The organism is Aliinostoc sp. HNIBRCY26 (assembly GCF_050235535.1).
Taxonomy (GTDB): domain Bacteria; phylum Cyanobacteriota; class Cyanobacteriia; order Cyanobacteriales; family Nostocaceae; genus Trichormus.
Genome location: NZ_CP189852.1, coordinates 4797090 through 4818986, shown reverse-complemented (window position 1 = coordinate 4818986; position 21897 = coordinate 4797090). Strand labels below are relative to the sequence as shown.

Genomic DNA, 21897 nt, shown 5'->3' with positions numbered 1-21897 from the left:
ACCATGAATTGAACATCCAAGGGAGATATTTTATGGTGACAAAATTCACTGGTAGTTGCCTGTGCGGCTCTGTCCGCTACGAATGTTCAGCCCCACCCATTGTGATGGGAAATTGTCACTGTCGGGATTGTCAACGGGCAACAGGAAGTGCCTATGCCTCTGCTCTTCTCGTACCGCAAAGTGCAGTCACTATCATTGGAGATGTGAAATATCATGAGGTGATTGGTGATAGCGGAAGCATTGTTGGTCGAGGTTTTTGCCCAATTTGTGGTTCTCGATTATTTAGCAAGCCCCCAATCCCTGAGCTTATGGGCATTATGGCTGGAAGCCTTGATGATCCAAGCTGGTTTTCCCCGACAATGGATCTTTACACAGCCAGTTCTCAACCGTGGGATTACATGAACCCTAATCTATCCAAATTCACTAAAATGCCACCGATGTCGTAGTTACATGATGCCTGCAAGCATCTGGGTTTTTGGTCGCATCTCGGTTCAATACCCAGTTGACAATAGGTGCGATCAAACTTAACAAATTAAACAGATTTCTTGAGAAACTCCATGAATACATGAACTTTTAGTGGAATATAAGTACGAGTTGGATAGACAAACCAAGCTGCGGTGTAGAAATTCGTTGCTGTTACATCGTAATCAGGAAACAAGTTGACGAGGGAACCAACCCGTAAATCTTCGTCAATCAACCAGTTCGGGAGCAATGCTAAACCCATACCTGCGATTGCACACTGCTGAAGGGCAATCGCATTTGAAATTACAATGTGTCCAGAGACAGAAACATCACTCAGTTCACCCTGGCGATCTTTGAAAATCCATCGTGAGCGAAACCCTGATAGCGGAAAAAGTAGACACTGATGTTGCTCCACATCGCTCGGTTTTTCCAATGGTGGCGAACACTTGAGATAACCAGGACTAGCACAAACCGAATAGTGAGTTCGCATTAATTGTTGGGCAATCAGAGTGGAGTCAGCCAGGAGTCCGAGACGCACTGCTAGGTCAATTTGTTCAGCCAACAAATCAACAACGGCATCAGTTAGTAACAAATCGACTGTAAGCGCGGGATATAACGAATTAAATTTAGGCAATAACGGCACAATGCACTTGAGTCCGAAAGAGACAGAAGCTGTGACGCGGAGAGTTCCCTTGGGCTGACCGTCCATGTCTGTGGCTATATCAATTGCTTGCTGTATCTCCTCAAGCAATGGTTCAATGCGCTCAAAGTAGATCATCCCGGCCTCAGTTGCTGATAATTTGCGAGTCGTCCTCTGGAATAATCTGATTCCCAACTCTTCTTCTAATGAAGCGATCGCCCGTGAAACTGAAGAAGGATCTAGATTGCGCTCACGGGCAACAGAGGCAAAACTACCCCGCCTCATGACTTCCACAAAAAGTTTTAGTACTGATAAGTCCATTACTGAATTACAAGCATTAATCGGCAGCAAACATGATTTTTATAAAGATTATCTTGCACTAATAGACAGCTATTAATGTAAAAAATGCACGAGATTCATTCATAAATTGATATTTATCACTGTCCTGACAGCAAATATAGTTTTGTCAATCAACAAATTATTGGAGAGGCGGGAATGAAACGGATTGCAGTTTTAGGAGCCGGAGCAATGGGATCTCGTATCGTGCAGAACTTGCTTAATGCTGAATATCAAGTTGTTGTCTATAATCGCACAGCTTCTAAGGTCAAGCCCTTGCTGAATCATGGGGCTGTTTATGCCACAACACCCAGAGAGGCTGCCGAGCAAGCTGATATTGTGATTAGTATGGTCACTGATAATGACGTGTCACGAAGCATCTGGCTTGACCCGGAAATCGGTGCGGCTCTAGGATTGAGCAAAGATGCAATCACGATTGAATCCAGCACTTTAACCGTAGATTGGACACGAGAATTAGCCGATGAAATCTCAAATCGTGGAGCTGCCTTTCTCGATGCTCCAGTGGTCGGGTCGCGGCAGCAGGCAGAAGCCAAGAAACTCATTTATCTGGTTGGGGGAAAAGCACAAACCTTGGCACAAGTTCAACCTATTCTGTCATCCGCAGGTGCTTCAAGCATCCATCATATCGGTTCAGTAGGTCAGGGAATGACGATGAAACTGGCTGTCAATGCACTATTTGGCATTCAGGTTGCGGCATTAGCAGAAATTATCGCAATGCTGGACAAGAACGGAATAACCAGTAAAAAAGCAATGGAGTATCTGAGTGAGTTGCCTGTAATCAGTCCAGCAGCAAAGGGTGCTGGAAGTCTGATGGTCATCAATAACCATGCACCGATGTTTCCGATTGATCTAGTAGAGAAAGATTTCCGTTATTTCATCCAAACCGCGCAAGCCTTTGGTGCTTCAGCTCCTGCATCTACTGCCATTCATCACATTTATCAACAAGCTATGGCACTTGGTTATAGCAATGAAAATATTACAGGTGTTGTTCAAATTTTTATCTAACTGAAACAGTTACTTGACGATTATCCAAGTGCGCTACTACAACCTTCAATCAAATCCTTACTCAATAATATTTTGAAGCCTAAGTCGTTTTTGTTCCAATGTTTCTCATATCTCATAAAGTCCATTGGAGAAAAATATATAACTGATGACCGATTAGCAAGATTAGTAGAAGTTTTAGCTGGTTGGAGACTATATGTCTCAAATGCTGTGGCTGATTACTCATCACCGGCTAAACGCCGCGCTTCCGCTAACAGCACTCACCACTGTTCTAGTAACTTTTCCGACAATAAAATTAGGCTCAATGGCTCTAAACACACATACCAAGGGAAAGGCTGATCTTTGAGGAGTTCCCATTTCTCCTTAAACACTTCTGCTTGTAGGTGGTAATCTTGTAAATCATTGACTGGAGAATTTAATTTTAGAAACAGTGTAACGCGATGGGGTGTTTCACTAGTTCTAGCTAACCAGCAAGGAAAAGTATTAGTTTGGGTTGGGTCTTGAGTAAATTTGAGATGATGGGCGCGAATACCAACATGGGTGATTTCTGCGGGAATTGGTGCAATTACCTGCAACTTACAACCCCAATCAACCGCTTCCACCGCCTGGGATGATTGCACAATCACTTGAGAAAAGTTTTTACAGCCGGTGATTTGGGCGACGCTAACAGTAGCAGGACGCTCGAAAATATCGTATTTAGAACCATGATGTACGACTTGACCATGTTCCATCACCAAAAGATGCGGACAAACGCGGTAAGCTTCTTCCATGTTGTGGGTGACAAATAAAGTCACACCTTGATATTGCGCTAAAGTTTCCGTCATTTGCTGTTCTAATTGGCTACGCAAATGTGTATCTAGTGCAGAAAAAGGTTCATCTAACAGTAAAGCCTCTGGTTGACTGGCTAAGGCTCTAGCTAGGGCGACTCGTTGTTGTTGTCCACCGGATAGTTGATTTGGGTATCGTTCGCCTAATCCCTCCAACTGCATGGCGATGAGTAATTCCTCAATTTGTTGTCGTTCTTTCCCATTCGGTAGACCTTGGGGTAAACCAAACGCAATGTTTTCTACCACAGTCATATTTGGGAACAAAGCATAATTCTGCACTAAAAAACCGACTCGGCGATCGCGGCTCGGTAAATTAATTCCCTTTTCCGAGTCGAATAAAACCCGACCATTTAACACTATTCTGCCTCTAGTGGGTGTTTCAATCCCGGCAATACAGCGCAAAATCATACTTTTGCCTGCACCCGAACCTCCCAACAATCCCAAGGGCTGGTCATCGGTATTAAATGTCACCTTGAGGCTAAAACTGGGCAATCGTTTCTCAATATCTACAAACAATTTCACATCTGTCGCCACATCTGACAAAACAGACATCTCACTTTTTTGTCTTCCTGGTTTTTTTGTCCCCTGATTTCTCTTGCGTCTTACTTCTTGCCAAAAGTTAACTGCAATAATCCCCGACAGGGAAACGATCATAATCGCTATCGACCAAAACCAAGCCTCATTGGTTGCGCCAGCTTCCACAGCAAAATAAATTGCCATGGGAATCGTCTGAGTTTGCCCAGGAATGTTACCAGCTAACATCAAAGTAGCACCGAACTCACCCAGCGCACGAGCAAAAGCTAAAGAGGTGGCTGCTACAATCCCTGGAAACGCCAGGGGTAAACTGATGCGGCGAAAGATTGTCAATTCACTTGCGCCCAGAGTTCTCGCTACCTGGAGGAGAGTACCATCAATCTGTTCAAAAGCACCCAGGGCAGTTTTATACATTAAGGGGAAAGAAACAACCGTAGCTGCGATCGCTGCCCCATACCAAGTAAACACTACACTGAAATCAAAAGATTGCATCAATTTCCCCATAGGGCCATTTGCGCCAAAAAACAACAGCAACAAAAAGCCCACCACCGTAGGAGGTAAAATCAACGGGGCGACAAATATGCCTTCAATCACAGATTTACCCTTGCCCCGATATCCCAACATCCAATATGCTGCGGCTATTCCTAAAACAAAGGTGATCAATGTCGCGAGTAACGACGTTTTCAGCGATATCCAAAGAGGTGAAAAATCCGATGGCATGATGATTTGCGAGAAAATTGAATGTGCAACTATTGAACTGATCGCAGTGCTACTTTTATTTGATTACTTAAAACTATACCAACTTTATAATTATAAAGTTGGTATATAATCACCAATTATTGCATTAACTCTCAAAGTCGCACTGTTCAAAAAAATATATAGGACTCGTATTTGATTTTTGCGAAGCTAGGTACACTTTTATTTCTTCTTCCCTGTTCCCTTCCTACGCAAAAAATTTCAACGAATCAAAGCGGATTCCTATAGGTTGAATGAACTGAAGAGAAGTTACCCTGGATAATACATATTGTCTAAAATACTACCAAGTAAAATATATTTAAGTATAAATAATTACAAAATAATTAAACAAAGCAATTTGTATACTTTTGTAACTTTTTCTCAAGATTTCACACAATGAGGAATTATATGTGTTAAGATATGCCTTGAGAATTATATTCGGTTATAGTGTTTGTTTTTAGTATTGACAGGCTTTTTCCTTTTGGTATTTGCAGACTCTCTCCGAAATCTAAATCTCTGCAAACTAATGATTTTGGAGACATACAAATGTCTATCTATGTAGGCAATCTCTCTTACGAAGTTACACAAGACGCACTCACTGCTGTTTTTGCAGAATACGGTGAAGTTAAACGAGTACAAATACCTACTGATCGTGAAACAGGTCGTCCACGGGGCTTTGCCTTCGTAGAAATGAATTCCGACACACAAGAAGCTGCTGCTATCGACGCGCTTGATGGTGCTGAATGGATGGGTCGTGATTTAAAAGTTAACAAAGCTAGACCCAAAGAAGACAGAGGTGGTTCATTTGGTGGAAATCGTGGCGGTGGTGGTTACAACCGTAACCGCTACTAAGAGCAATTGAAAGCAGGGGAGACAAGCCACCCACAAAGCGTGAGGCTTGTAACTACAGTCCCCTCTTTCCTCTGACTCCTATCTCTTAGCGAATAATATCTAGATAATTGAGGGAGATGTGAGAAATCGCATCTCCTTCAACTTTTTAACTCACGTCTAATGTGAATTAAAATCGGGTAATGGGCTTTAAACCCACAACTAAAGTTTTTTTCTTTCCCTGTTCCCTGTTCCCTGTTCCCCGTTCCCTTTTTTTTGTAAACAAGCCTTTTCTAACTCCAGTCGTTGTTCCACATTACGCAAGAAATACCCATCTACCATTGCAGAGCCTAAAAGTTTACCCAACTCATCACGACTGGTAGTAATAGTTGTATTGAATTTTCCCCCAGGCAAATTACCCAGAGTCGCTACAATAGAGCGTTGAATTAACTGAAGCACCTCTGGCGAAGCGGGTTTAGATAATTGGCTAACGGTTTGACTATCCATTGACTGCAAATAATCCCACAACCGATTTTGACTCATCACATCAGTTAGAGAATTTTCGGGCTGGCGATGGGAATCATTACTCATAGTAATTATCTCAAGTGCTGCTTAACTATCAACTAATTTAGCAATTTACTTTCACTCACCCAGTACGCTTAACCGAACTCTGCCATAGGGGTTTTGACACTCATGGGAGTGGTGAGTGCTGAGTAATAAGTAATGAGTAATGAGTAATGAGTAATGAGTGCTGAGTTGAGAAATAAATTCTACCTTGTCTACCTTGTCTACCTTGTCCCCCTGCCCAATGCCCCATGCCCTAATCCCTGGCAATCACAATATCATTAGACTTAATGACCGCATAAGCTTCTGCACCTTCCTCTAGTTCTAATTCTTCAGCTGACATTCTGGTGATAATGGAAGTCAGCTCGACTTTGTGGACAATTTCTAATGTCACTTCGCTATTTACAGCACCAGTGACAACTTTTTTCACCACACCTTTAAGAATATTGCGTGAGCTAACTTTTAGGGGTCTTTTGGGAAGATTAGGTTCTAAATCTAAGTTTTCAGATGTTTGCGTTGCTACTTTATCTACTTTATCTACCCCTTTGGTTGGTAATGATTTGGCTGGTGGGGGTTGTTGATGAAGACCGCGCACAAGTTCCCGCAGAATCTCAGTTTTAGTGCGCTGAGAATGCTGGCAGAATTCCTCTAGAATCTTGCGTTCTTCTTCTGATGTTTGAAAAGTGATCCATCCTTGTTCTTTTCTTGGCATAATGTTACCAATTTGGTTGGTAAATATCACGGTTATCTTTAAGTACGATCCGACCAAGCCTCAACTCTTGGAGAAGAATCCATCTCAGCCTGATTTTCCTATGAAACGAAGACAAATTCTTGCTTTTATTGGTGCGGCGATCGCTAGTTGTTTGATAGCAGTTGGCTTGCCTTTTATGACACCCTCTCCTGTCGTAGCCCAATCTAATGTCAGTTTACTGGTATCTGCTGCGGCTAGTTTAAAAGATGCTCTAGAAGAAATTAAGCCGACCTATCAAAAGAATAATCCTAATATCAACATCAGTTATAACTTTGGTGCATCTGGTGCGTTGCAGCAACAGATTGAACAGGGTGCGCCAGCAGACATTTTCATTTCGGCGGCGAAAAGACAAGTAGATGCTTTAGAGCAGAAAGGATTATTGCTCCCAGGTACAAGAGCGATCGTAGCAAAAAATCGCCTAGTCCTAGTTGTACCGAAGGGAAAAACGGGCATCACTAGCTTTTTAAAGCTTAGGAATCCTGAAATTAAGCGTATTGCTATTGGCGAACCCAGAAGTGTACCCGCAGGTCAATATGCTGAACAGGTCTTGCAAAAGCTGAAATTATTGCCAGAAATCAAGCCGAAATTAGTATATGCCAACAATGTGCGTCAGGTTTTAGCGGTGGTAGAAAGTGGTAACGCTGATGCGGGGTTAGTCTATGCTACTGATGCCAAAATTTCTGACAAAGTAAAAGTTGTAGTGGCGGCGGATGAAAAATATCACTCAGCAATTACTTATCCCGCCGCAGTGGTAAGAAAGACAAAAAATCCTGATGCAGCGAAGAAGTTTGTCAATTTTTTAACTACTGATGGCCAAGCAAAAGCTGTATTGAAAAAATACGGGTTTATTTTGCCTTAGTAGGGGTGTAAGGGTGTAGGGGTGTAATACCAATTCGCAATTCGCAATTCGCAATTAAGAAAGTCAGATACCATCAAGGTTTCAAGCTTTGCATCTGTTGCTTAATTTTGGCGAATTGGTGTAAGGGTGTAAGGGTGTAGGGAGATTGTACACAATGCCCTATGCCCCATGCCCCATGCCCCATAATGTCACAATGAAGATAGGTATTATCTGGAATCTGTGGCTATGTATTTAACTTGGTTAGATAGCAATAGTTGGTTGCTGGAAATTGGTCAACAAAATATATTGATAGATCCGTGGTTGGTTGGTTCGCTGACCTTTGCTAATTTGGATTGGCTATTTAAAGGGTTACGAAATCAAGAACGTTCCATTCCCGACCATATTGACTTAATTTTACTGTCTCAAGGTTTGGAAGACCACGCTCACCCACCGACGCTAAAGCAGCTTGATAAACAGATTCCGGTGGTGGCTTCTCCGAATGCGGCGAAGGTGGTGCGGGAGTTGGGTTATACGAATGTGACTAGTTTGGCGCATGGGGAAAGTTACAAGTTACATCAGCAGGTGGAAATTACTGCTGTTCCTGGTTCTCCTATTGGGCCGACGTTGATAGAGAATGGTTATATACTCAAGGATTTAACGACGGATTTAAAGCTTTACTATGAGCCTCACGGTTATCATTCTCCACAGTTGAAACAGTTCGCACCGATAGATGTGATTGTTACGCCGTTGATTGATTTAGCTTTACCTGTGGTGGGTGCGATTATTAGAGGTCAGCAAAAGGCTGTGGAGGTGGCGGAGTGGTTACAGCCGCAGGTGATGTTACCGACAGCTTCCCCTGGTGATGTGATGTATGAGGGATTACTGGTGAAGTTGCTTCAGGTAGTGGGAAATACGGAGGAGATGCGATCGCAGTTAGCCCAACGTCAACTAACAACTCAAATTATTGAACCACGCCCAGGCGATCGCTTGCAATTACCATTACAACAGCGTCAAGTGCAGCCGCGCTAAGTTAGTTGATTTGCGTCTAGCCAAGCAAATAAATCAGCGATCGGCTCTGCCGTTTTCCCTTGGGAAATCGCACTCATACCAACTCTCCATGAAGTTGCGCCAAATAATTGATGTAGAGACGTTGCATGCAACGTCTCTACAGTACAGAATAAAGTTCATCTTCGTTAAGAAACGGTATCACCAGTAAAGCATTCCAAAATCCAAAATCTAAAATCCAAAATGGTATAACTCATTTATTCCCCAACTCCCGCGCCTTCGCCTCTGGGTCAAATTGCAAACGCTTATCCCACTGCTGCGCCTGACGGAACTTAGCAACTGCGCCGGAAATATCACCACCTCGCACCAACTCCTCACCTTGGATGACTAAGACTGTGGCGGCTGGAACTAACCGCGCTGGTGTTTGGCATGATGTTAACTCCTGTAACAACTCTGGATGGGCGATGAGGTAATTGTTGAGCAAGTCGCAACCACTGTTTAATAAATTATCGAAATCTAAATCCCATACAATAATCGTCTTGTCCGAACTGGCGGAAGCTAAGTGTTTGCCATCGGGACTGTAGGCTACACTATAGACCGCATTGCTATGACCAGAGAGAGTTTTCAGAGCTTGACCTGTGCTGATATCCCAGATTTTGATCATCTTGTCCGAACTGGCGGAGGCTAAGTATTTGCCATCGGGACTGTAGGCTACACTATTGACCCAATCGCTATGACCCCGGAGAGTTTGCACAACTTTCCCTGTGCTGATATCCCAAATTTTGCTCGTCTTGTCCGAACTGGCGGAGGCTAAGTATTTGCCATCGGGACTGTAGGCTACACTATTGACCCAATCGCTATGACCCCGGAGAGTTTGCACAACTTTCCCTGTGCTGATATCCCAAATTTTGCTCGTCTTGTCCGAACTGGCGGAGGCTAAGTATTTGCCATCGGGACTGTAGGCTACACCATAGACCGAATTACTATGACCCCGGAGAGTTTGCACAGTTTTCCCTGTGCTGATATCCCAAATTTTGATCATCTTGTCATCACTTGCGGAAGCTAAGTATTTGCCATCGAGACTGTAGGCTACACTATTGACCTGACTGCTATGACCCTGGAGAGTTTGTACCGCTTTCCCTGTGCTGATATCCCAGATTTTGATCATCTTGTCATCACTTGCGGAGGCTAAGTATTTGCCATCGAGACTGTAGGCTACACTATTGACCTGACTGCTATGACCCTGGAGAGTTTGCACAACTTTCCCTGTGCTGATATCCCAGATTTTGATCATCTTGTCCGAACTGGCGGAGGCTAAGTATTTGCCATCGGGACTGTAGGCTACGCTATTGACCGAATTACTATGACCCTGGAGAGTTTGCACAACTTTCCCTGTGCTGATATTCCAAATTTTGATCGTCTCGTCCACACTGGCAGAGGCTAAGTATTTGCCATCTGGATTGTAGGCTACACCATAGACCGAATTACTATGACCCTGGAGAGTCTGCACAGCTTTCCCTGTGCTGATATCCCAAATTTTGATCGTCTTGTCCACACTGGCAGAAGCTAAGTATTTGCCATCTGGATTGTAGGCTACACTATTGACCTGACTGCTATGACCCCGGAGAGTTTGCACAGCTTTCCCTGTGCTGATATCCCAAATTTTGATCGTCTTGTCCCAACTTGCGGAAGCTAAGTATTTGCCATCTGGATTGTAGGCTACACTATTGACCTGACTGCTATGACCCCGGAGAGTTTGCACAGCTTTCCCTGTGCTGATATCCCAAATTTTGATCGTCTCGTCCACACTGGCAGAGGCTAAGTATTTGCCATCGGGACTGTAGGCTACACTATAGACCTGACTTCTATGATCCCGGAGAGTTTGCACAGCTTTCCCTGTGCTGATATCCCAAATTTTGATCGTCTTGTCCGAACTTGCGGAAGCTAAGTATTTGCCATCGGGACTATAGGCTACACTATTGACCAAATCGCTATGATCCCGGAGAGTTTGCACAGCTTTCTCTGTGCTGATATCCCAAATTTTGATCGTCTTGTCCCAACTTGCGGAAGCTAAGTATTTGCCATCGGGACTGTAGACTACACTATAGATAAAATCACTATGACCCCGGAGAGTTTGCACAGCTTTCCCTGTGCTGATATCCCAAATTTTGATCGTCTTGTCCCGACTTGCGGAAGCTAAGTATTTGCCATCGGGACTGTAGGCTACACTATAGACCACACTGCTATGACCTTCTAAGGTATTAACTTCAAAGCTACGATTTTCTTTGTTTTCCCCTGGTTTTAAATAAACTGCTTGGCGTAAGGTTGCCGTAGTTTGCATTTTGGTTTTGCTGACTTCCTGTTTCCAGTCTGTGCGTTTAAGCTTGTCACCTGCTCTCAATGCTTCTACCAAAGCATCTGGGTTCTGGTTAGAGGCAAAAAATGTGTCTGAAGAATTATTGAAAGCATTAATTTCATTAATTTCAGCATTTTGTTTCTCTCTTTGTGCCTCGAATGCTTTCTGCACTGCTAAAGTAGTTAAAATCGCCATTCCTATACCTACAGCCACCGAGCCAAACAAGGCGCGTTTGAGAAATTTATTCAGTTTAGCTTCACTTTGTTTGCGTTGTTCTCGCTCTTTTTCTAGTTCCGCCATTACCTGTTTTAACTTCGGTTCTTTTTGCTGGCGGATAAAGTTGGCTAAATAGTCATGTACCAGTTGATAACGGTCGGCTGGGTTTTCTGGTAGCAACACCACTAAGCCTGATTTAACAACAATTTCTAATACTAAATCTAAACTGTTTGTACGCGAATCATTTGATCCCCCTAAATCCCCCTTAAAAAGGGGGACTTTGATTTTATTTTCTCCTTTTTTAAGCTGAGTTGAGAGAACTTGCAGAAATTTGCCCCCCTTTTTAAGGGGGGTTGGGGGGATCTCCCCAGATTCATCATCACTAAACGCAAAATATGGCTGCAAATCCCGTTCTAACTCCACACGAGTTTTTAAAGGACGCGTCCCTTGTTCATCAGTCAGCAAAAACAGCACAATTTCCGCCAACTGCTGATGTTCTTCCCCGCAGTCATGAATAACTTCATTTAAATAATGCTGCACCAAGTCTTGTTTAGTGCCGAACTGCCGATATTTTTCTAAAGTAGTAATATTCTCAGCTTGCAATTGCGCCCCCACCACTTGCAACTCAATGGGACGCACCTCACCCAACTCTCCGGCTAAGTCCTCTACCATTGCATCAACTAAATCAGGCTCTAATTGAAAGCTAGTATTTGCAGTTAAACGCTGAATAATTGATTTTGCATCCTTGGGTGAGAAGTTACCCAACTTATAAAGCACACGATGACTGAGAATGTCATTACCAATAATCTGAAAACTAGGTAAATCATTACATTCCAGCAAATAATGGATGTAATCAACCCGCAAGGATAAAATAACCTTCGCTGAAAGAATCTCTAGACACGACCCCAGAAACTCAAAGAACCGCTTACGTTGTGCAGGTTCAGTGTAAACAAAGAAAAATTCCTCAAATTGATCAAAAACTAGCACCGTGCGGAGGTTGTTTTGTTCTGTTTCGCGCAATGAGTCGAGGAGGGAAGAGGGAAGTAGGGGTGTAGGGGTGTAAGGGTGTAGGGGTGTAGGGTAGGAGGGGAGTAGGGGGGCAGGGGATGCAGGGGGGGCAGGGGAAGAATTAAGATTTGAATGAGAATTTTCTGCTTCTGAACTCGAAGTGTCAACTTCTAAACTCAAAGTGTTAACTTCCGAACTCAAAGTGTCAACTTCCGAACTCGAAGTGTCAACTTCCGAACTCGAAGTGTCAACTTTTGAAGCTGAAGTTTGAACCTCTGAACTCGAAGTGTCAACTTCCGAAGCTGAAGTTTGAACCTCTGAACTCGAAGTGTGAGCTTCTGAACTCGAAGTGTCAACTTCCGAACTCAAAACGCCAACATTCCCAGTCCCCAATCCCCAGTCCCCAGTCCCCAGTCCCCAATTCCCAATCCCCAATCCCAACAGCCGCCCCAATTCTTCCACCCAGTTGGTATAAACCCGCATGACGATGACTAAATTATCTTTGCCACGAATTGATTGTTGTTGCAAGGCTGGAACTAAACCGGCGTTGACAAGGGAACTTTTACCAACTCCAGACTGACCGTGAATAACTATTAATTTATATTCATCATCATTGAGGCGTTCGATTAATCTTTCTACATCTAATTGACGACCGGAGGCTGAAATTTCTGGGGATATATGAGATGTTGTATGTAACGTCTCTAGCAATGTTTGTCGTCTAGCTTCTAATCTCCCTGCGCCAACAAAAGCCCGTAAGCCAAATTGTTGTTCTATCGAGCGTCGTTGCTGTTTAATGTTGTAAGCTTTGAGATATGCTTTCTGTTCAAAATAAAATTTGTGTAATTGATTGAGAATCTTAATATAAAGTCGGATATCTTCTTGGGGATTTGCCCCGTCTTTGGCAGTTTCTAAGTTACGGATTGCATCTTGAGTATTACCCAAATAATATTGAGCGCGACTCAAGATAAATTTATATAAGTTTAAGTCGTAAGTTTGTACAGATTTGACTAATCGATTATCTAAAGACTCACTAGGAATTGTCGAGATAATTTCTAATGCCTGTTTAACGAAGTCCGTTGCTTCTTGCCAGTGTGATGTAGCTAAAGCCACCTCCGCTAAAAATCCATAATCTCTAGCTAATTTCCTTTGCTGGTTATTATTTTGATGAATAGATAAAGCTTGTTGGGCAAAGGTTTTTAATTGTTGCCAAAGGTTTAATTCTTGCAGAACATCACCGATTTTTTCTAGAGAATGAGCAATAATATCTGGGCGGTTAATTTGAGTGCTTAGTTGAATATACTCGTCAATATATTGCTTTGTCGCTTGCCAAGTTGGATGTTTTCTATCTTGTTGTTTAATTGCTTCGAGATAAGCACAAAAGGTTTTTTCTCCGAGAATCTTTACTTGCCATTCTAGGTTATTGCTTTGCTGCCACAGGGTTAAAGCTGTGTGATAATGCTGAATAGCTGCATCTTTATTATTGTTGATTTGCTGGGTTAAACCTAATAATGATTCTATATAAGCATTAAGTTCGGAGGATTGACCTAACCCCCTAACCCCCTTCCCTACTAGGGAAGGGGGAACAGGAAAAGCCTCTCTCCTTGTAGGGGAGAGGTTGGGAGAGGGGTTTTCTTCATTTATTAGTTCTTTTTTGGCTGCTGTTAATTCAGTTTCTAATTTCCGATATTCATAGAAATTTAAATTGAGTTGATTATTAAACCATTGATGAGCAGTGTTGATAATAAAATCTATTAATTCTTGGCTGTTAATTTCAAAGCTTTTAGTAATTGCCCAACTTTCTAAATCTGGTGCAATTTGCATGAATTGTTGATAGATGGCATCATCAATCCACACTACCAAAGGGAAGTTAAAATGCTGCCGAAATTCTTCTCTAACTTGATTAGCAGCAGTTAACATCTGGGATAAATTCTGCACAGTCTCTAAGCCGACAACCATCACACAGCCAGAGATGTTTTCGCCAAAGGTTTCTTGAATGGCGGTGAACAGAGTCCTATGAGACTGCTGGACTATCAAAACTTGAATATCAACTTGACAGACTTCCTGCAATCTAGCAATCAAGCGATCGCGCAGTGTACCATAATTACACCGTGCCAAAATCAGCTTGAACTGTCCGACGCTATTTTCAATCGCCCAAGCTAATTGTGCAATAGAGCGATCGCTATTTTCTTGGTTATTAGTCATTAGTCATTAGTCATTAGTCAACAGTCAATAGTCAATAGTTTTTCTTCCCCTGCTTTCCCTTGTCTCCCTTGTCTCCCTTGTCTCCCTTGTCTCCCTTATCTCACCCACACCCCTAACCATTCAACTCCCTCGCCTCAGCCAAGATGGGATTAACATCAAACCACGACTCGCCGCTATCTCGATATTCAAACACAAAGCGACTGCGGATTAATTTTTGATATCCATCGTCGTCGCTGACTCTTTTATTCCGCTTGACATCTCTTAACAATTGCCATTCTGACTCAGAAATGGGTAACGTCATTTCATTGCGGCGAGAACGTATCACTTGTTCTAGGGTTTTGCGGCTGAGGGGAAGTGACATTTCTTCCATAATCCAGCTATTCAACAGCCTGAGCAAATCCCGCACATGACCACCACTCATGATACATAAACGCTCTAGGGTGCTAACACTGTCAAAAATTTCGGGAATCTTTTCTAAGCGTGCTGCTGGTTCTAAGTCGGGAAAGGCTCTGGCTAATACCATCTGCTGCATTAACCCCATCCCCTCTTGATGGATACTGCCATCAGGATACACTACAGACACCATCGGCAAAACTTTGGGGTCATCGTGAAATCGCTGGGTTAATGTGCCGTAATCATTGGAAAACTTCAAAGACAATGGCATGGTGTAGACTAGGTGACAATCCAGCTTGGTGAGATATTCACCTTGGTCTACAAATAAATATTCCTGTTGTGGTCTTCCCCAAGGTTTGGGACTATTATCTATGCGGTCAAGGTTATCGACAATCACGACTAGTCCTTGTTTACCTTGCTGCTTGAGTTTATTAATAGCCGGCTGCAATAATTCTTGATTAATAGCGTCTAATAGCTGAATTTTCTGCGGTGCAAGATATTGATTGATTTTCTCCCGCAGTTTAGGATCGCTTTTAATCTTGGTGGTGATTTCCCCAATACCCATAGATAGGGAGAGTTTTTCCTTCTCCGCGCTAAAACCCACATCACCCACTACGGGAACTTTCGCTTTAACTCCCGTCACCTCGGCGTTGAGCAAGTTCAACGCACCTTGCAACAGAGCATTAAACTTGTTGGTATCTTCCAAGATAATTTTATCGAGACTTTGACTAATACGACGAGCGATCGCCAGCAGCACATCAGCAATACCCACATCAGTGATTTCTAAGTCATCGGTAGACTCAAAATACACCACATGAAAGCCTAACCTTTCTAATTCTCCCTGGAGTCTAATCAGTTCGGTAGATTTCCCACAGCCAATGTGTCCGGTAAATAATGTGCAAGTAGGCTCATCTGGCTGAAAAAAGGTAATTCTTTTTTTGAGAGTTTGAATAATGTCCCCACCACGCACCGATGAGAAGTCAATGTAATACTTACTATCTAAACTATTTTGAATGAACAGAGTCCGACTAGGGTCTGTTGCTTTAAAGAATGCCCGTAAATCTATAGCCATAAATCTGGTAATCTAGCTGACATCGCCACGTTGCACAAGCTTGATTACCAGAATAAAATTTTTTACACCCTTTTCCTAAAATTTTTCAGTTTTTCTTAGAATTTACCCAATTATCCACAATCAAGCAACAGATGTAACACTGAAATCGTCAGTAAAAGCTTTAGGGACTTCCAGAGAATAGACTATCCCATTTATCTGTTGCAAAACACTGTCTTTCCCCTCCGCAATTACTCCCTTGCCATTAAGGTGCTTGTATATTTTTTAACTCACTATAACTGACGGCTGCATAGGAATTTCTATGCAAAACTCACACCCCTGTCCAGGAATACAATTAAAACTCAGTTGTCCTTCATGTTCTTCAACGATAATTTTGTAGCTAATAGATAGCCCTAAGCCTGTACCTTTTCCTGGTGGCTTTGTCGTAAAAAATGGCTCAAAAATATGCCTGTGAAAATTCTCTGGAATACCACAGCCATTGTCAACAATAGAAATCACGATTCTTTGGTGATCATTTACCTGAGTTGAGATTACAATTTTGGGTTCGACAATAACCTTACCTGAGTTTATAGACTCTTCTAAAGCATCAATGGCATTATTGAGCAGATTCATAAATACTTGATTTATCTGTGCTGCATAACAAAATACTTTAGGTAAATCGCCATATTCTTTAATCACTTTGATGGCTGGCAGATTATTTTTTGCTTGTAGCCGATGTTGTAAGATTAGCAGTGTACTTTCAATACCTTCATGTAGGTCAATAGGCTTCATTTCTGCTTCATCTAAACGAGCGAAAGTCCTCAATGATAAAACTAACTGAGCAATTCTTTCTGCACCTATCCTCATGGATTTGATAATTTTCGGTAGGTCATCAGCAATGTAATCAAAATCTAATTCTGCTAACTCTTCTTGCACTTCTGAGCATGGCTCTAGATAATTTTTTTGATACAAAGAGAGTAATTTTAATAAGCTATCTGTGTGTTCCTTAATATGGCTAATATTGCCGTAGATGAAATTAATCGGATTATTAATTTCATGGGCTACTCCTGCTACCAATTGTCCCAGACTTGCCATCTTTTCAGCTTGAACTAACTGGCTTTGAGTTGCTTGTAATTCTTTGAGGGCTTGGCTAATTTCTTCCTTTTGGCGTTGAGTTTCTGCGAGTAATTCTGCTTGTTGTAAGGCTACACCCAATTGAGTACCGACTTGAGTGAGTAAATACACTTCATCTTCTTGCCAACAGCGAGTGCCTGAGTTTTGATAAACTGCTAACAAACCCCACAGTCTTTGACCGTGGTAAATAGCAATAATCACATAGGCTCTAGCCTGATAAATTTCTAATACATTGAGATAGCAATCACTAAAGCCAGCGTTGTAAATGTCATAACAAACGCGATATACTTCCCCTTTGCTAAAACGACCACCTTCTGTATCTTGTAAATAACTATCGACAACCGGAGCCTGAGCTAAATCTTTGGCACTACAACTACTAACATTATCTTTGAGTTCTGGTCGTTCTAACTGTTCATCTATAAGAGAAATCCAACCATCTGCTACAGATTCATGGACAAATTCCCCACTCCAATCTTCATTAAAGCGATAAATAGCAACACGATCAGCATTGATTAATTTTCGGATTTCTGTGGTGCTAGTACGGAAAATTGTTTCTAAATCAAGGGACTGACGAATTTTTTCAATAGCGATCGCGATCGTCTTTTGCCATTCTATGGCTTTTTCTTGGGCTTTGGCCTGTGCTAGTTGTGTTGATTGACTGTGAACTTTTTCTATATATTCTGCTTGCTGTAAAGCTAACCCCAAATGTTCAGCGATTAATTTCACAAACTCAATTTCTGATGTGTCCCATTTTCGTTGCTCACTACACCGACAAATACACAAAAACCCCCACAAATCCTTACCCTTCATCAAAGGTGCAGCCAGATTTTCGCAGGCTAGCAAATTCTCTCGCATCTGAATTTGGTAGTGACTGACACCGGAATGAGAAACATCAGCAATGGCGTTAATTGCACCTTGTTGATCAAGTTGAGCAAATTCCTCGATTAAATCGCAACTGTCTAATTCTGCGATTGATGGATAACTCAACTTCTGATCCACATCTTCATAGACAAATTCGCCCTTCCATTCCAAACCAGGATAAAACCGAAACACCCCAACTCTATCGGTGTTCAGCGATTGACGCACTTCCGTCACCGTAAACTTGAATATGGTATCTATGTCCAAAGACTCACGGATTTGGGCTATTACTTTAGACAAAGCTTCATTCATACTCTCTCGGTAATTTTTACATTGAGTCATAATCTTAGAATTCCCCAAAACAGCAGGGTATTTAACAGGGAATTGTGGATTTTGATTGTTTACCTCTTAATTAAAAAGTGAGGGACACGATAAGCCAATACCGTGTCCCTACGAGAATATTCTTGAAAAAAACTGCGTTGTGTTAATGCTTAGTCAAGCATGGCAGTGATTAAACTACCGTCTACAGTATAGGAAAAGACTACAAAATCAGCATTTTTGACAGTTGCCTTTTCCTCATAGAGAATCATCGCCGTTTAGGGGTACTGCGTCGCAAGTCGCGTTTTTCGTTATCTCGCAGACGGCGATCGCGCCATTCTGCCAATGTCAAATAACCAACACCGCCAGTGACTGCTAATAACAGCACCAAGGCAACTAAGGCCAAAATACCCAGGAATGGATTTTCTACCATGCCTCTACAGTCCGTTACGACCCCATACTACCATTGCAATTGACCAAGTAAACACAACTAACAGTGATACCCAACCCAATGTCAAAATCATAGTTTTACTTTGGAAATTATTTACAAAACGTCTCTAATATTTATCATACTGGGGACTGGGGACTGGGGACTGGGGATTGGGCAATTTTTTTCATCTTGATATTGATGTTCTTCCCTATCCTTAGTCCCCAATCCCTAATACCTAATACTTAATTCAGATATGAACCGAATTTTAGATCAGCAATACCTTGCAGAACGTTTAGAATCCCTGAAAGCCGGAATTATTGGGGCTTTGTCTTTAAGTTTTGCTTTTTTAATCACTAGTCTTGTCAATACCCTAGTGCTAGCCAAGTCTTTTCCTATACTCGTAAGTCTGCAAAGAGAATTCAACTGGTATTGGTTCTTGAGTGGTGCGATCGCCGCTTTTTCTGGTTTACTATTCGGAGTCACTTACCGCTACATCATCCGCACCGATCAAAATCCGCACTTAAGTTCTGGTGGCGTACTAGCCTTTGGTTTAGTGCGAGGCTTAAGTCAAACGGAAGCATTCAACACCTACACCCACCTTTTAGCCTTCGTAGTCTTAGTAGGTGAGAGTATATTATGGTTTGCGATCGCCGCGATCGCGATCGACACCGCCATTAAATTTGCTTGGGTAAAGCCTTTTAGTCAATAGTCATTAGTCAATAGTCATTAGTCAATAGTCATTAGTCAATAGTCATTAGTCAATAGTCATTAGTCATTAGTCATTAGTCATTAGTCATTAGTTAAGATTTCTTTCCCTACCTTAATCTAATGCCCCCAATCCCCAATCCCCAATCCCCAAATCTTCGCCTATAAACCTAAATTCCCTTGGCGTTCACACTTAAAACCCTGATTTCGCCAAGCTTGTATATCTACATCACTCAGTTGAGTGATGTTAGAACATTGGGGATGAATAAATTGACTCAAAACAGCCCACAGTAGACTACGTATAATATCGAGTGCGGTTTTTAACCAAGTTTCACGATTACCAGGGACACCAAACTCTTCCACCGCTTCAACTTCTACCCAAATGCCGTGCGCTCCAAAAAGAATTTGTGACATCCATTGGGCGCGGGGTAAGTGGGTAGGGGAGGTAATCAGTTTGACTTTGTTTACTCCCCATTTCCGTAAAATTGGGATTCCGTAATAAAAATTGTCAAAGGTAGAATTAGCACATTTTTCTAACCACACGTTTTCTAAATCTGCGGCTTCTCTTTGAAAAATTAGCCATATACAAGGGTCTTTAGAACCTTGGGAAATTAAAATAGGAATCTGTGGATTTTGTTTTGCTATTTGGGCAATATAAATTTCACGGCGAATGCTGCCACCCAGGACAAAAAAGGCATCGGCTGGTTTTGTGGAAGCGACAACTAGGTTAGTAGCTATAATAATTAACCAAATCCCCAGTAACAAGCATAGAGCTAAACCCAGTTTTTGTAACAACGGCAACTGTTTGCGGAATTTACTACCCTGGATAATCGGGGAATTCTTGCTAAAGTTGTGTCTCATGTTATTAGGACAAAACAGCTGATTAACTTAGTTGAAAAAAACCGGCATTTTTAACGATGAAATGCTATCTTAGGAAATTAATATAGGGTGTAAATAAGACGGTTATATAACTGTCACACTATTGTCACAAAGTTAAATTAGATTAGCAAACAAGGTAAAAAAGTCCACTCACAAGTTTTCACAAAATCAAGGCAAGATCCTAGCATGATTCAGAGGGGAAAATTATGAGGGAAGCGTAGCTGCAAGTTGAGTATAAAAACTTAAAAAACTTCTAAAAGCCTGATTGCTAAACTGTCAACACCACCGTAAATTCCTGCTGATATACATGAATCAATCTGCGAAACGTCACTCGCTGCTCCAAGTAGCTCTGATTGGAGGAGCGATCGCCACAACTGCCACAGTATCCGTATTTGGCCCTGCTTGGACTCGGAGTGTTCGTGCTGCACTCCAAGATAGTCCTAAAGCATTGGTTGACCAAGTATGGCAAATAGTCAATAGCGAATATGTTGACGGCACATTTAATCAAAAAAACTGGCTAGCAGCAAGGCAAAGTCTATTAAGCAAAGACTACTCATCGAAAGAAGAGGCGTATATAGCCATTCGGGAAGCTTTACAACAGCTAAACGATCCATACACTCGGTTTATGACTCCCTCTCAGTTTGAAGCCTTAACCAATCAAACCTCTGGGGAAGTCTCTGGGATCGGCATTCGGATGGAAATTAACGAAAGCACCAAGCGACTGACTATTGTCGAAGCCATAGAAAATTCCCCCGCATTGAAAGCCGGCATTAAACCAGGGGATGAAATTTTGGCAATTGATGGCAACTCTACTCAGTCTATGAAAATAGATGATGCCTCTAAACTAATTCGCGGTAAGGCTGGCAGCAAAATTACCCTGCGTCTAGGACGTAGCGGCCGTAGTGCTTTTGATGTGCAGTTGACAAGAGCCACCATCGAAGTTCCAACCGTTTTTTCCTCCGTCAAGCAAGAAGGCAACCGCCGTATCGGTTATATTCGGTTACGTGAATTTAGCTCCCATGCTGCTGAACAAATGCAACGAGCGATTCGTGATTTAAACGGTAAAAAAGTTGATGCGTTTGTCTTAGATTTACGTGGTAATCCAGGCGGATTATTACAAGCTAGCATTGAAATTGCCCGGATGTGGTTAGATGATGGCGGGATTGTACGTACAGTCAACCGCAAAGGCATGAATGAAGATACACAAGCTAACCGCACCGCTTTAACCAAACTACCTTTAGCCGTATTAGTAGACGGAAATTCCGCCAGTGCTAGCGAAATTCTCACAGGCGCGCTCAAGGATAATAAACGCGCAGTGGTAGTTGGTAGTCAAACCTTCGGTAAAGCCTTGGTGCAGTCTGTCCATGAATTACCAGATGGTTCTGGGTTAGCTGTCACTATTGCCCACTACTACACCCCCAATGGCACAGATATCAACCATAAAGGGATTACGCCAGACATTAAATTAGACCTGACAGAAGCTCAAGAACGTCTACTAGCTTCTAATCCTAATCTGATCGGTACACCAAACGATCCTCAATACAGCCGAGCGATCGCTATTTTATCTACTAATAGCTTTGCCCAATCTTCCGTCGGTCAGACATCCCGGCCTTTAAGTGTCCGCGCCCAAGACTTGAAATATTAAACATCCGTGCATTGAATATCTATATATCAGGTGTTGTTCATATATCAGTGTTTTTCAATTTCTACCCTTAGAGCCTTAACCAGCTCCTCACAAGACCGTTATATGATGGTGAATCGGGAATACTAAGTCAGGGATTGGGGATTAGGGACTAGGGATGGGTTA

General features: G+C 42.3%; 18 protein-coding genes. 7 read left to right on the top strand and 11 right to left on the bottom strand.

Annotation, left to right across the window (positions count from 1 at the left end):
• Positions 1 to 32: 32 nt before the first annotated feature.
• The gene (locus ACQFX9_RS20410) at positions 33 to 446 is read left to right on the top strand and encodes a GFA family protein (RefSeq protein WP_427158061.1); all 414 of its coding nucleotides are present in this window, start codon (positions 33 to 35) and stop codon (positions 444 to 446) included.
• Positions 447 to 532: 86 nt separating this feature from the next.
• On the opposite strand, the gene ACQFX9_RS20405 is transcribed toward ACQFX9_RS20410, so the two are convergent.
• Complete coding sequence (locus ACQFX9_RS20405; RefSeq protein ID WP_427158059.1) at positions 533 to 1423, bottom strand: LysR substrate-binding domain-containing protein; 891 nt, start codon at positions 1421 to 1423, stop codon at positions 533 to 535.
• Between the two features lie 174 nt (positions 1424 to 1597).
• On the opposite strand from ACQFX9_RS20405, the gene ACQFX9_RS20400 reads away from it, so the two are divergent.
• Positions 1598 to 2464 carry an NAD(P)-dependent oxidoreductase gene (locus ACQFX9_RS20400; protein ID WP_427158057.1) on the top strand — a complete coding sequence of 289 codons (867 nt, stop codon included), beginning with the start codon at positions 1598 to 1600 and terminating at the stop codon, positions 2462 to 2464.
• Positions 2465 to 2721: 257 nt separating this feature from the next.
• On the opposite strand, the gene modB is transcribed toward ACQFX9_RS20400, so the two are convergent.
• Complete coding sequence (gene modB, locus ACQFX9_RS20395) at positions 2722 to 4542, bottom strand: molybdate ABC transporter permease subunit (RefSeq protein ID WP_427158055.1); 1821 nt, start codon at positions 4540 to 4542, stop codon at positions 2722 to 2724.
• A gap of 561 nt (positions 4543 to 5103) precedes the next feature.
• Here modB and ACQFX9_RS20390 point away from each other — a divergent pair.
• The gene (locus ACQFX9_RS20390) at positions 5104 to 5409 is read left to right on the top strand and encodes an RNA recognition motif domain-containing protein (protein WP_103136542.1); all 306 of its coding nucleotides are present in this window, start codon (positions 5104 to 5106) and stop codon (positions 5407 to 5409) included.
• 198 nt (positions 5410 to 5607) lie between these two features.
• On the opposite strand, the gene ACQFX9_RS20385 is transcribed toward ACQFX9_RS20390, so the two are convergent.
• A complete protein-coding gene (locus ACQFX9_RS20385; protein WP_427158053.1) occupies positions 5608 to 5976 on the bottom strand; it encodes a DUF760 domain-containing protein in 369 nt (122 codons plus the stop codon).
• A gap of 229 nt (positions 5977 to 6205) precedes the next feature.
• Positions 6206 to 6661: a TOBE domain-containing protein gene (locus ACQFX9_RS20380; RefSeq protein ID WP_427158051.1), complete on the bottom strand. Its 456-nt coding sequence runs from the start codon at positions 6659 to 6661 to the stop codon at positions 6206 to 6208.
• A gap of 100 nt (positions 6662 to 6761) precedes the next feature.
• On the opposite strand from ACQFX9_RS20380, the gene modA reads away from it, so the two are divergent.
• Both modA and ACQFX9_RS20370 read left to right on the top strand, forming a co-directional pair.
• Complete coding sequence (gene modA / locus ACQFX9_RS20375) at positions 6762 to 7559, top strand: molybdate ABC transporter substrate-binding protein (protein ID WP_427158049.1); 798 nt, start codon at positions 6762 to 6764, stop codon at positions 7557 to 7559.
• Positions 7560 to 7784: 225 nt separating this feature from the next.
• Positions 7785 to 8567: an MBL fold metallo-hydrolase gene (locus ACQFX9_RS20370; RefSeq protein WP_427158047.1), complete on the top strand. Its 783-nt coding sequence runs from the start codon at positions 7785 to 7787 to the stop codon at positions 8565 to 8567.
• On the opposite strand, the gene ACQFX9_RS20365 is transcribed toward ACQFX9_RS20370, so the two are convergent.
• The 6 genes from ACQFX9_RS20365 to petN all read right to left on the bottom strand — a co-directional run bounded on the left by ACQFX9_RS20365 (position 8564) and on the right by petN (position 18600).
• Positions 8564 to 8698, bottom strand: a complete 135-nt coding sequence (locus tag ACQFX9_RS20365; RefSeq protein ID WP_427158045.1) for a hypothetical protein — start codon at positions 8696 to 8698, stop codon at positions 8564 to 8566. The two genes, ACQFX9_RS20370 and ACQFX9_RS20365, sit on opposite strands and share 4 nt — an antisense overlap.
• A gap of 98 nt (positions 8699 to 8796) precedes the next feature.
• Positions 8797 to 14325, bottom strand: coding sequence for a ribosome assembly protein 4 (locus tag ACQFX9_RS20360; protein ID WP_427158043.1), 5529 nt, complete (start codon positions 14323 to 14325; stop codon positions 8797 to 8799).
• 112 nt (positions 14326 to 14437) lie between these two features.
• Positions 14438 to 15790, bottom strand: coding sequence for an ATP-binding protein (locus ACQFX9_RS20355; protein ID WP_427158041.1), 1353 nt, complete (start codon positions 15788 to 15790; stop codon positions 14438 to 14440).
• Positions 15791 to 16051: 261 nt separating this feature from the next.
• Positions 16052 to 18100 carry a GAF domain-containing sensor histidine kinase gene (locus ACQFX9_RS20350; protein ID WP_427158039.1) on the bottom strand — a complete coding sequence of 683 codons (2049 nt, stop codon included), beginning with the start codon at positions 18098 to 18100 and terminating at the stop codon, positions 16052 to 16054.
• Positions 18101 to 18344: 244 nt separating this feature from the next.
• Positions 18345 to 18509, bottom strand: coding sequence for a hypothetical protein (locus ACQFX9_RS20345; protein WP_192881692.1), 165 nt, complete (start codon positions 18507 to 18509; stop codon positions 18345 to 18347).
• A 4-nt stretch (positions 18510 to 18513) separates the two neighbouring features.
• Positions 18514 to 18600 carry a cytochrome b6-f complex subunit PetN gene (petN, locus tag ACQFX9_RS20340; protein WP_103136549.1) on the bottom strand — a complete coding sequence of 29 codons (87 nt, stop codon included), beginning with the start codon at positions 18598 to 18600 and terminating at the stop codon, positions 18514 to 18516.
• Positions 18601 to 18759: 159 nt separating this feature from the next.
• Here petN and ACQFX9_RS20335 point away from each other — a divergent pair, with 159 nt between their 5' ends.
• On the top strand, positions 18760 to 19215 hold the full coding sequence (locus tag ACQFX9_RS20335) for a hypothetical protein (protein ID WP_427158037.1): 456 nt from the start codon (positions 18760 to 18762) through the stop codon (positions 19213 to 19215).
• 158 nt (positions 19216 to 19373) lie between these two features.
• Here the strand turns inward: ACQFX9_RS20335 and ACQFX9_RS20330 are convergent, their stop codons facing one another.
• Positions 19374 to 20072 carry a YdcF family protein gene (locus ACQFX9_RS20330; protein WP_427158035.1) on the bottom strand — a complete coding sequence of 233 codons (699 nt, stop codon included), beginning with the start codon at positions 20070 to 20072 and terminating at the stop codon, positions 19374 to 19376.
• 325 nt (positions 20073 to 20397) lie between these two features.
• Here ACQFX9_RS20330 and ctpB point away from each other — a divergent pair, with 325 nt between their 5' ends.
• Positions 20398 to 21735 carry a carboxyl-terminal processing protease CtpB gene (gene ctpB / locus ACQFX9_RS20325; protein ID WP_427158033.1) on the top strand — a complete coding sequence of 446 codons (1338 nt, stop codon included), beginning with the start codon at positions 20398 to 20400 and terminating at the stop codon, positions 21733 to 21735.
• The last annotated feature ends 162 nt before the right edge of the window (positions 21736 to 21897 follow it).

Bases quoted from the DNA above. Each gene is read 5' to 3' on its own strand.
- ACQFX9_RS20405 (WP_427158059.1), bottom strand. From the start codon at position 1,423: ATGGACTTATCAGTACTAAAACTTTTTGTGGAAGTCATGAGGCGGGGT.
- ctpB (WP_427158033.1), top strand. From the start codon at position 20,398: ATGAATCAATCTGCGAAACGTCACTCGCTGCTCCAAGTAGCTCTGATT.
- ACQFX9_RS20385 (WP_427158053.1), bottom strand. From the start codon at position 5,976: ATGAGTAATGATTCCCATCGCCAGCCCGAAAATTCTCTAACTGATGTG.
- ACQFX9_RS20335 (WP_427158037.1), top strand. From the start codon at position 18,760: ATGAACCGAATTTTAGATCAGCAATACCTTGCAGAACGTTTAGAATCC.
- ACQFX9_RS20330 (WP_427158035.1), bottom strand. From the start codon at position 20,072: ATGAGACACAACTTTAGCAAGAATTCCCCGATTATCCAGGGTAGTAAA.
- ACQFX9_RS20410 (WP_427158061.1), top strand. From the start codon at position 33: ATGGTGACAAAATTCACTGGTAGTTGCCTGTGCGGCTCTGTCCGCTAC.
- ACQFX9_RS20370 (WP_427158047.1), top strand. From the start codon at position 7,785: ATGTATTTAACTTGGTTAGATAGCAATAGTTGGTTGCTGGAAATTGGT.
- ACQFX9_RS20360 (WP_427158043.1), bottom strand. From the start codon at position 14,325: ATGACTAATAACCAAGAAAATAGCGATCGCTCTATTGCACAATTAGCT.
- ACQFX9_RS20380 (WP_427158051.1), bottom strand. From the start codon at position 6,661: ATGCCAAGAAAAGAACAAGGATGGATCACTTTTCAAACATCAGAAGAA.
- petN (WP_103136549.1), bottom strand. From the start codon at position 18,600: ATGATTTTGACATTGGGTTGGGTATCACTGTTAGTTGTGTTTACTTGG.
- ACQFX9_RS20400 (WP_427158057.1), top strand. From the start codon at position 1,598: ATGAAACGGATTGCAGTTTTAGGAGCCGGAGCAATGGGATCTCGTATC.
- ACQFX9_RS20355 (WP_427158041.1), bottom strand. From the start codon at position 15,790: ATGGCTATAGATTTACGGGCATTCTTTAAAGCAACAGACCCTAGTCGG.
- modA (WP_427158049.1), top strand. From the start codon at position 6,762: ATGAAACGAAGACAAATTCTTGCTTTTATTGGTGCGGCGATCGCTAGT.
- modB (WP_427158055.1), bottom strand. From the start codon at position 4,542: ATGCCATCGGATTTTTCACCTCTTTGGATATCGCTGAAAACGTCGTTA.
- ACQFX9_RS20390 (WP_103136542.1), top strand. From the start codon at position 5,104: ATGTCTATCTATGTAGGCAATCTCTCTTACGAAGTTACACAAGACGCA.
- ACQFX9_RS20350 (WP_427158039.1), bottom strand. From the start codon at position 18,100: ATGACTCAATGTAAAAATTACCGAGAGAGTATGAATGAAGCTTTGTCT.
- ACQFX9_RS20345 (WP_192881692.1), bottom strand. From the start codon at position 18,509: ATGGTAGAAAATCCATTCCTGGGTATTTTGGCCTTAGTTGCCTTGGTG.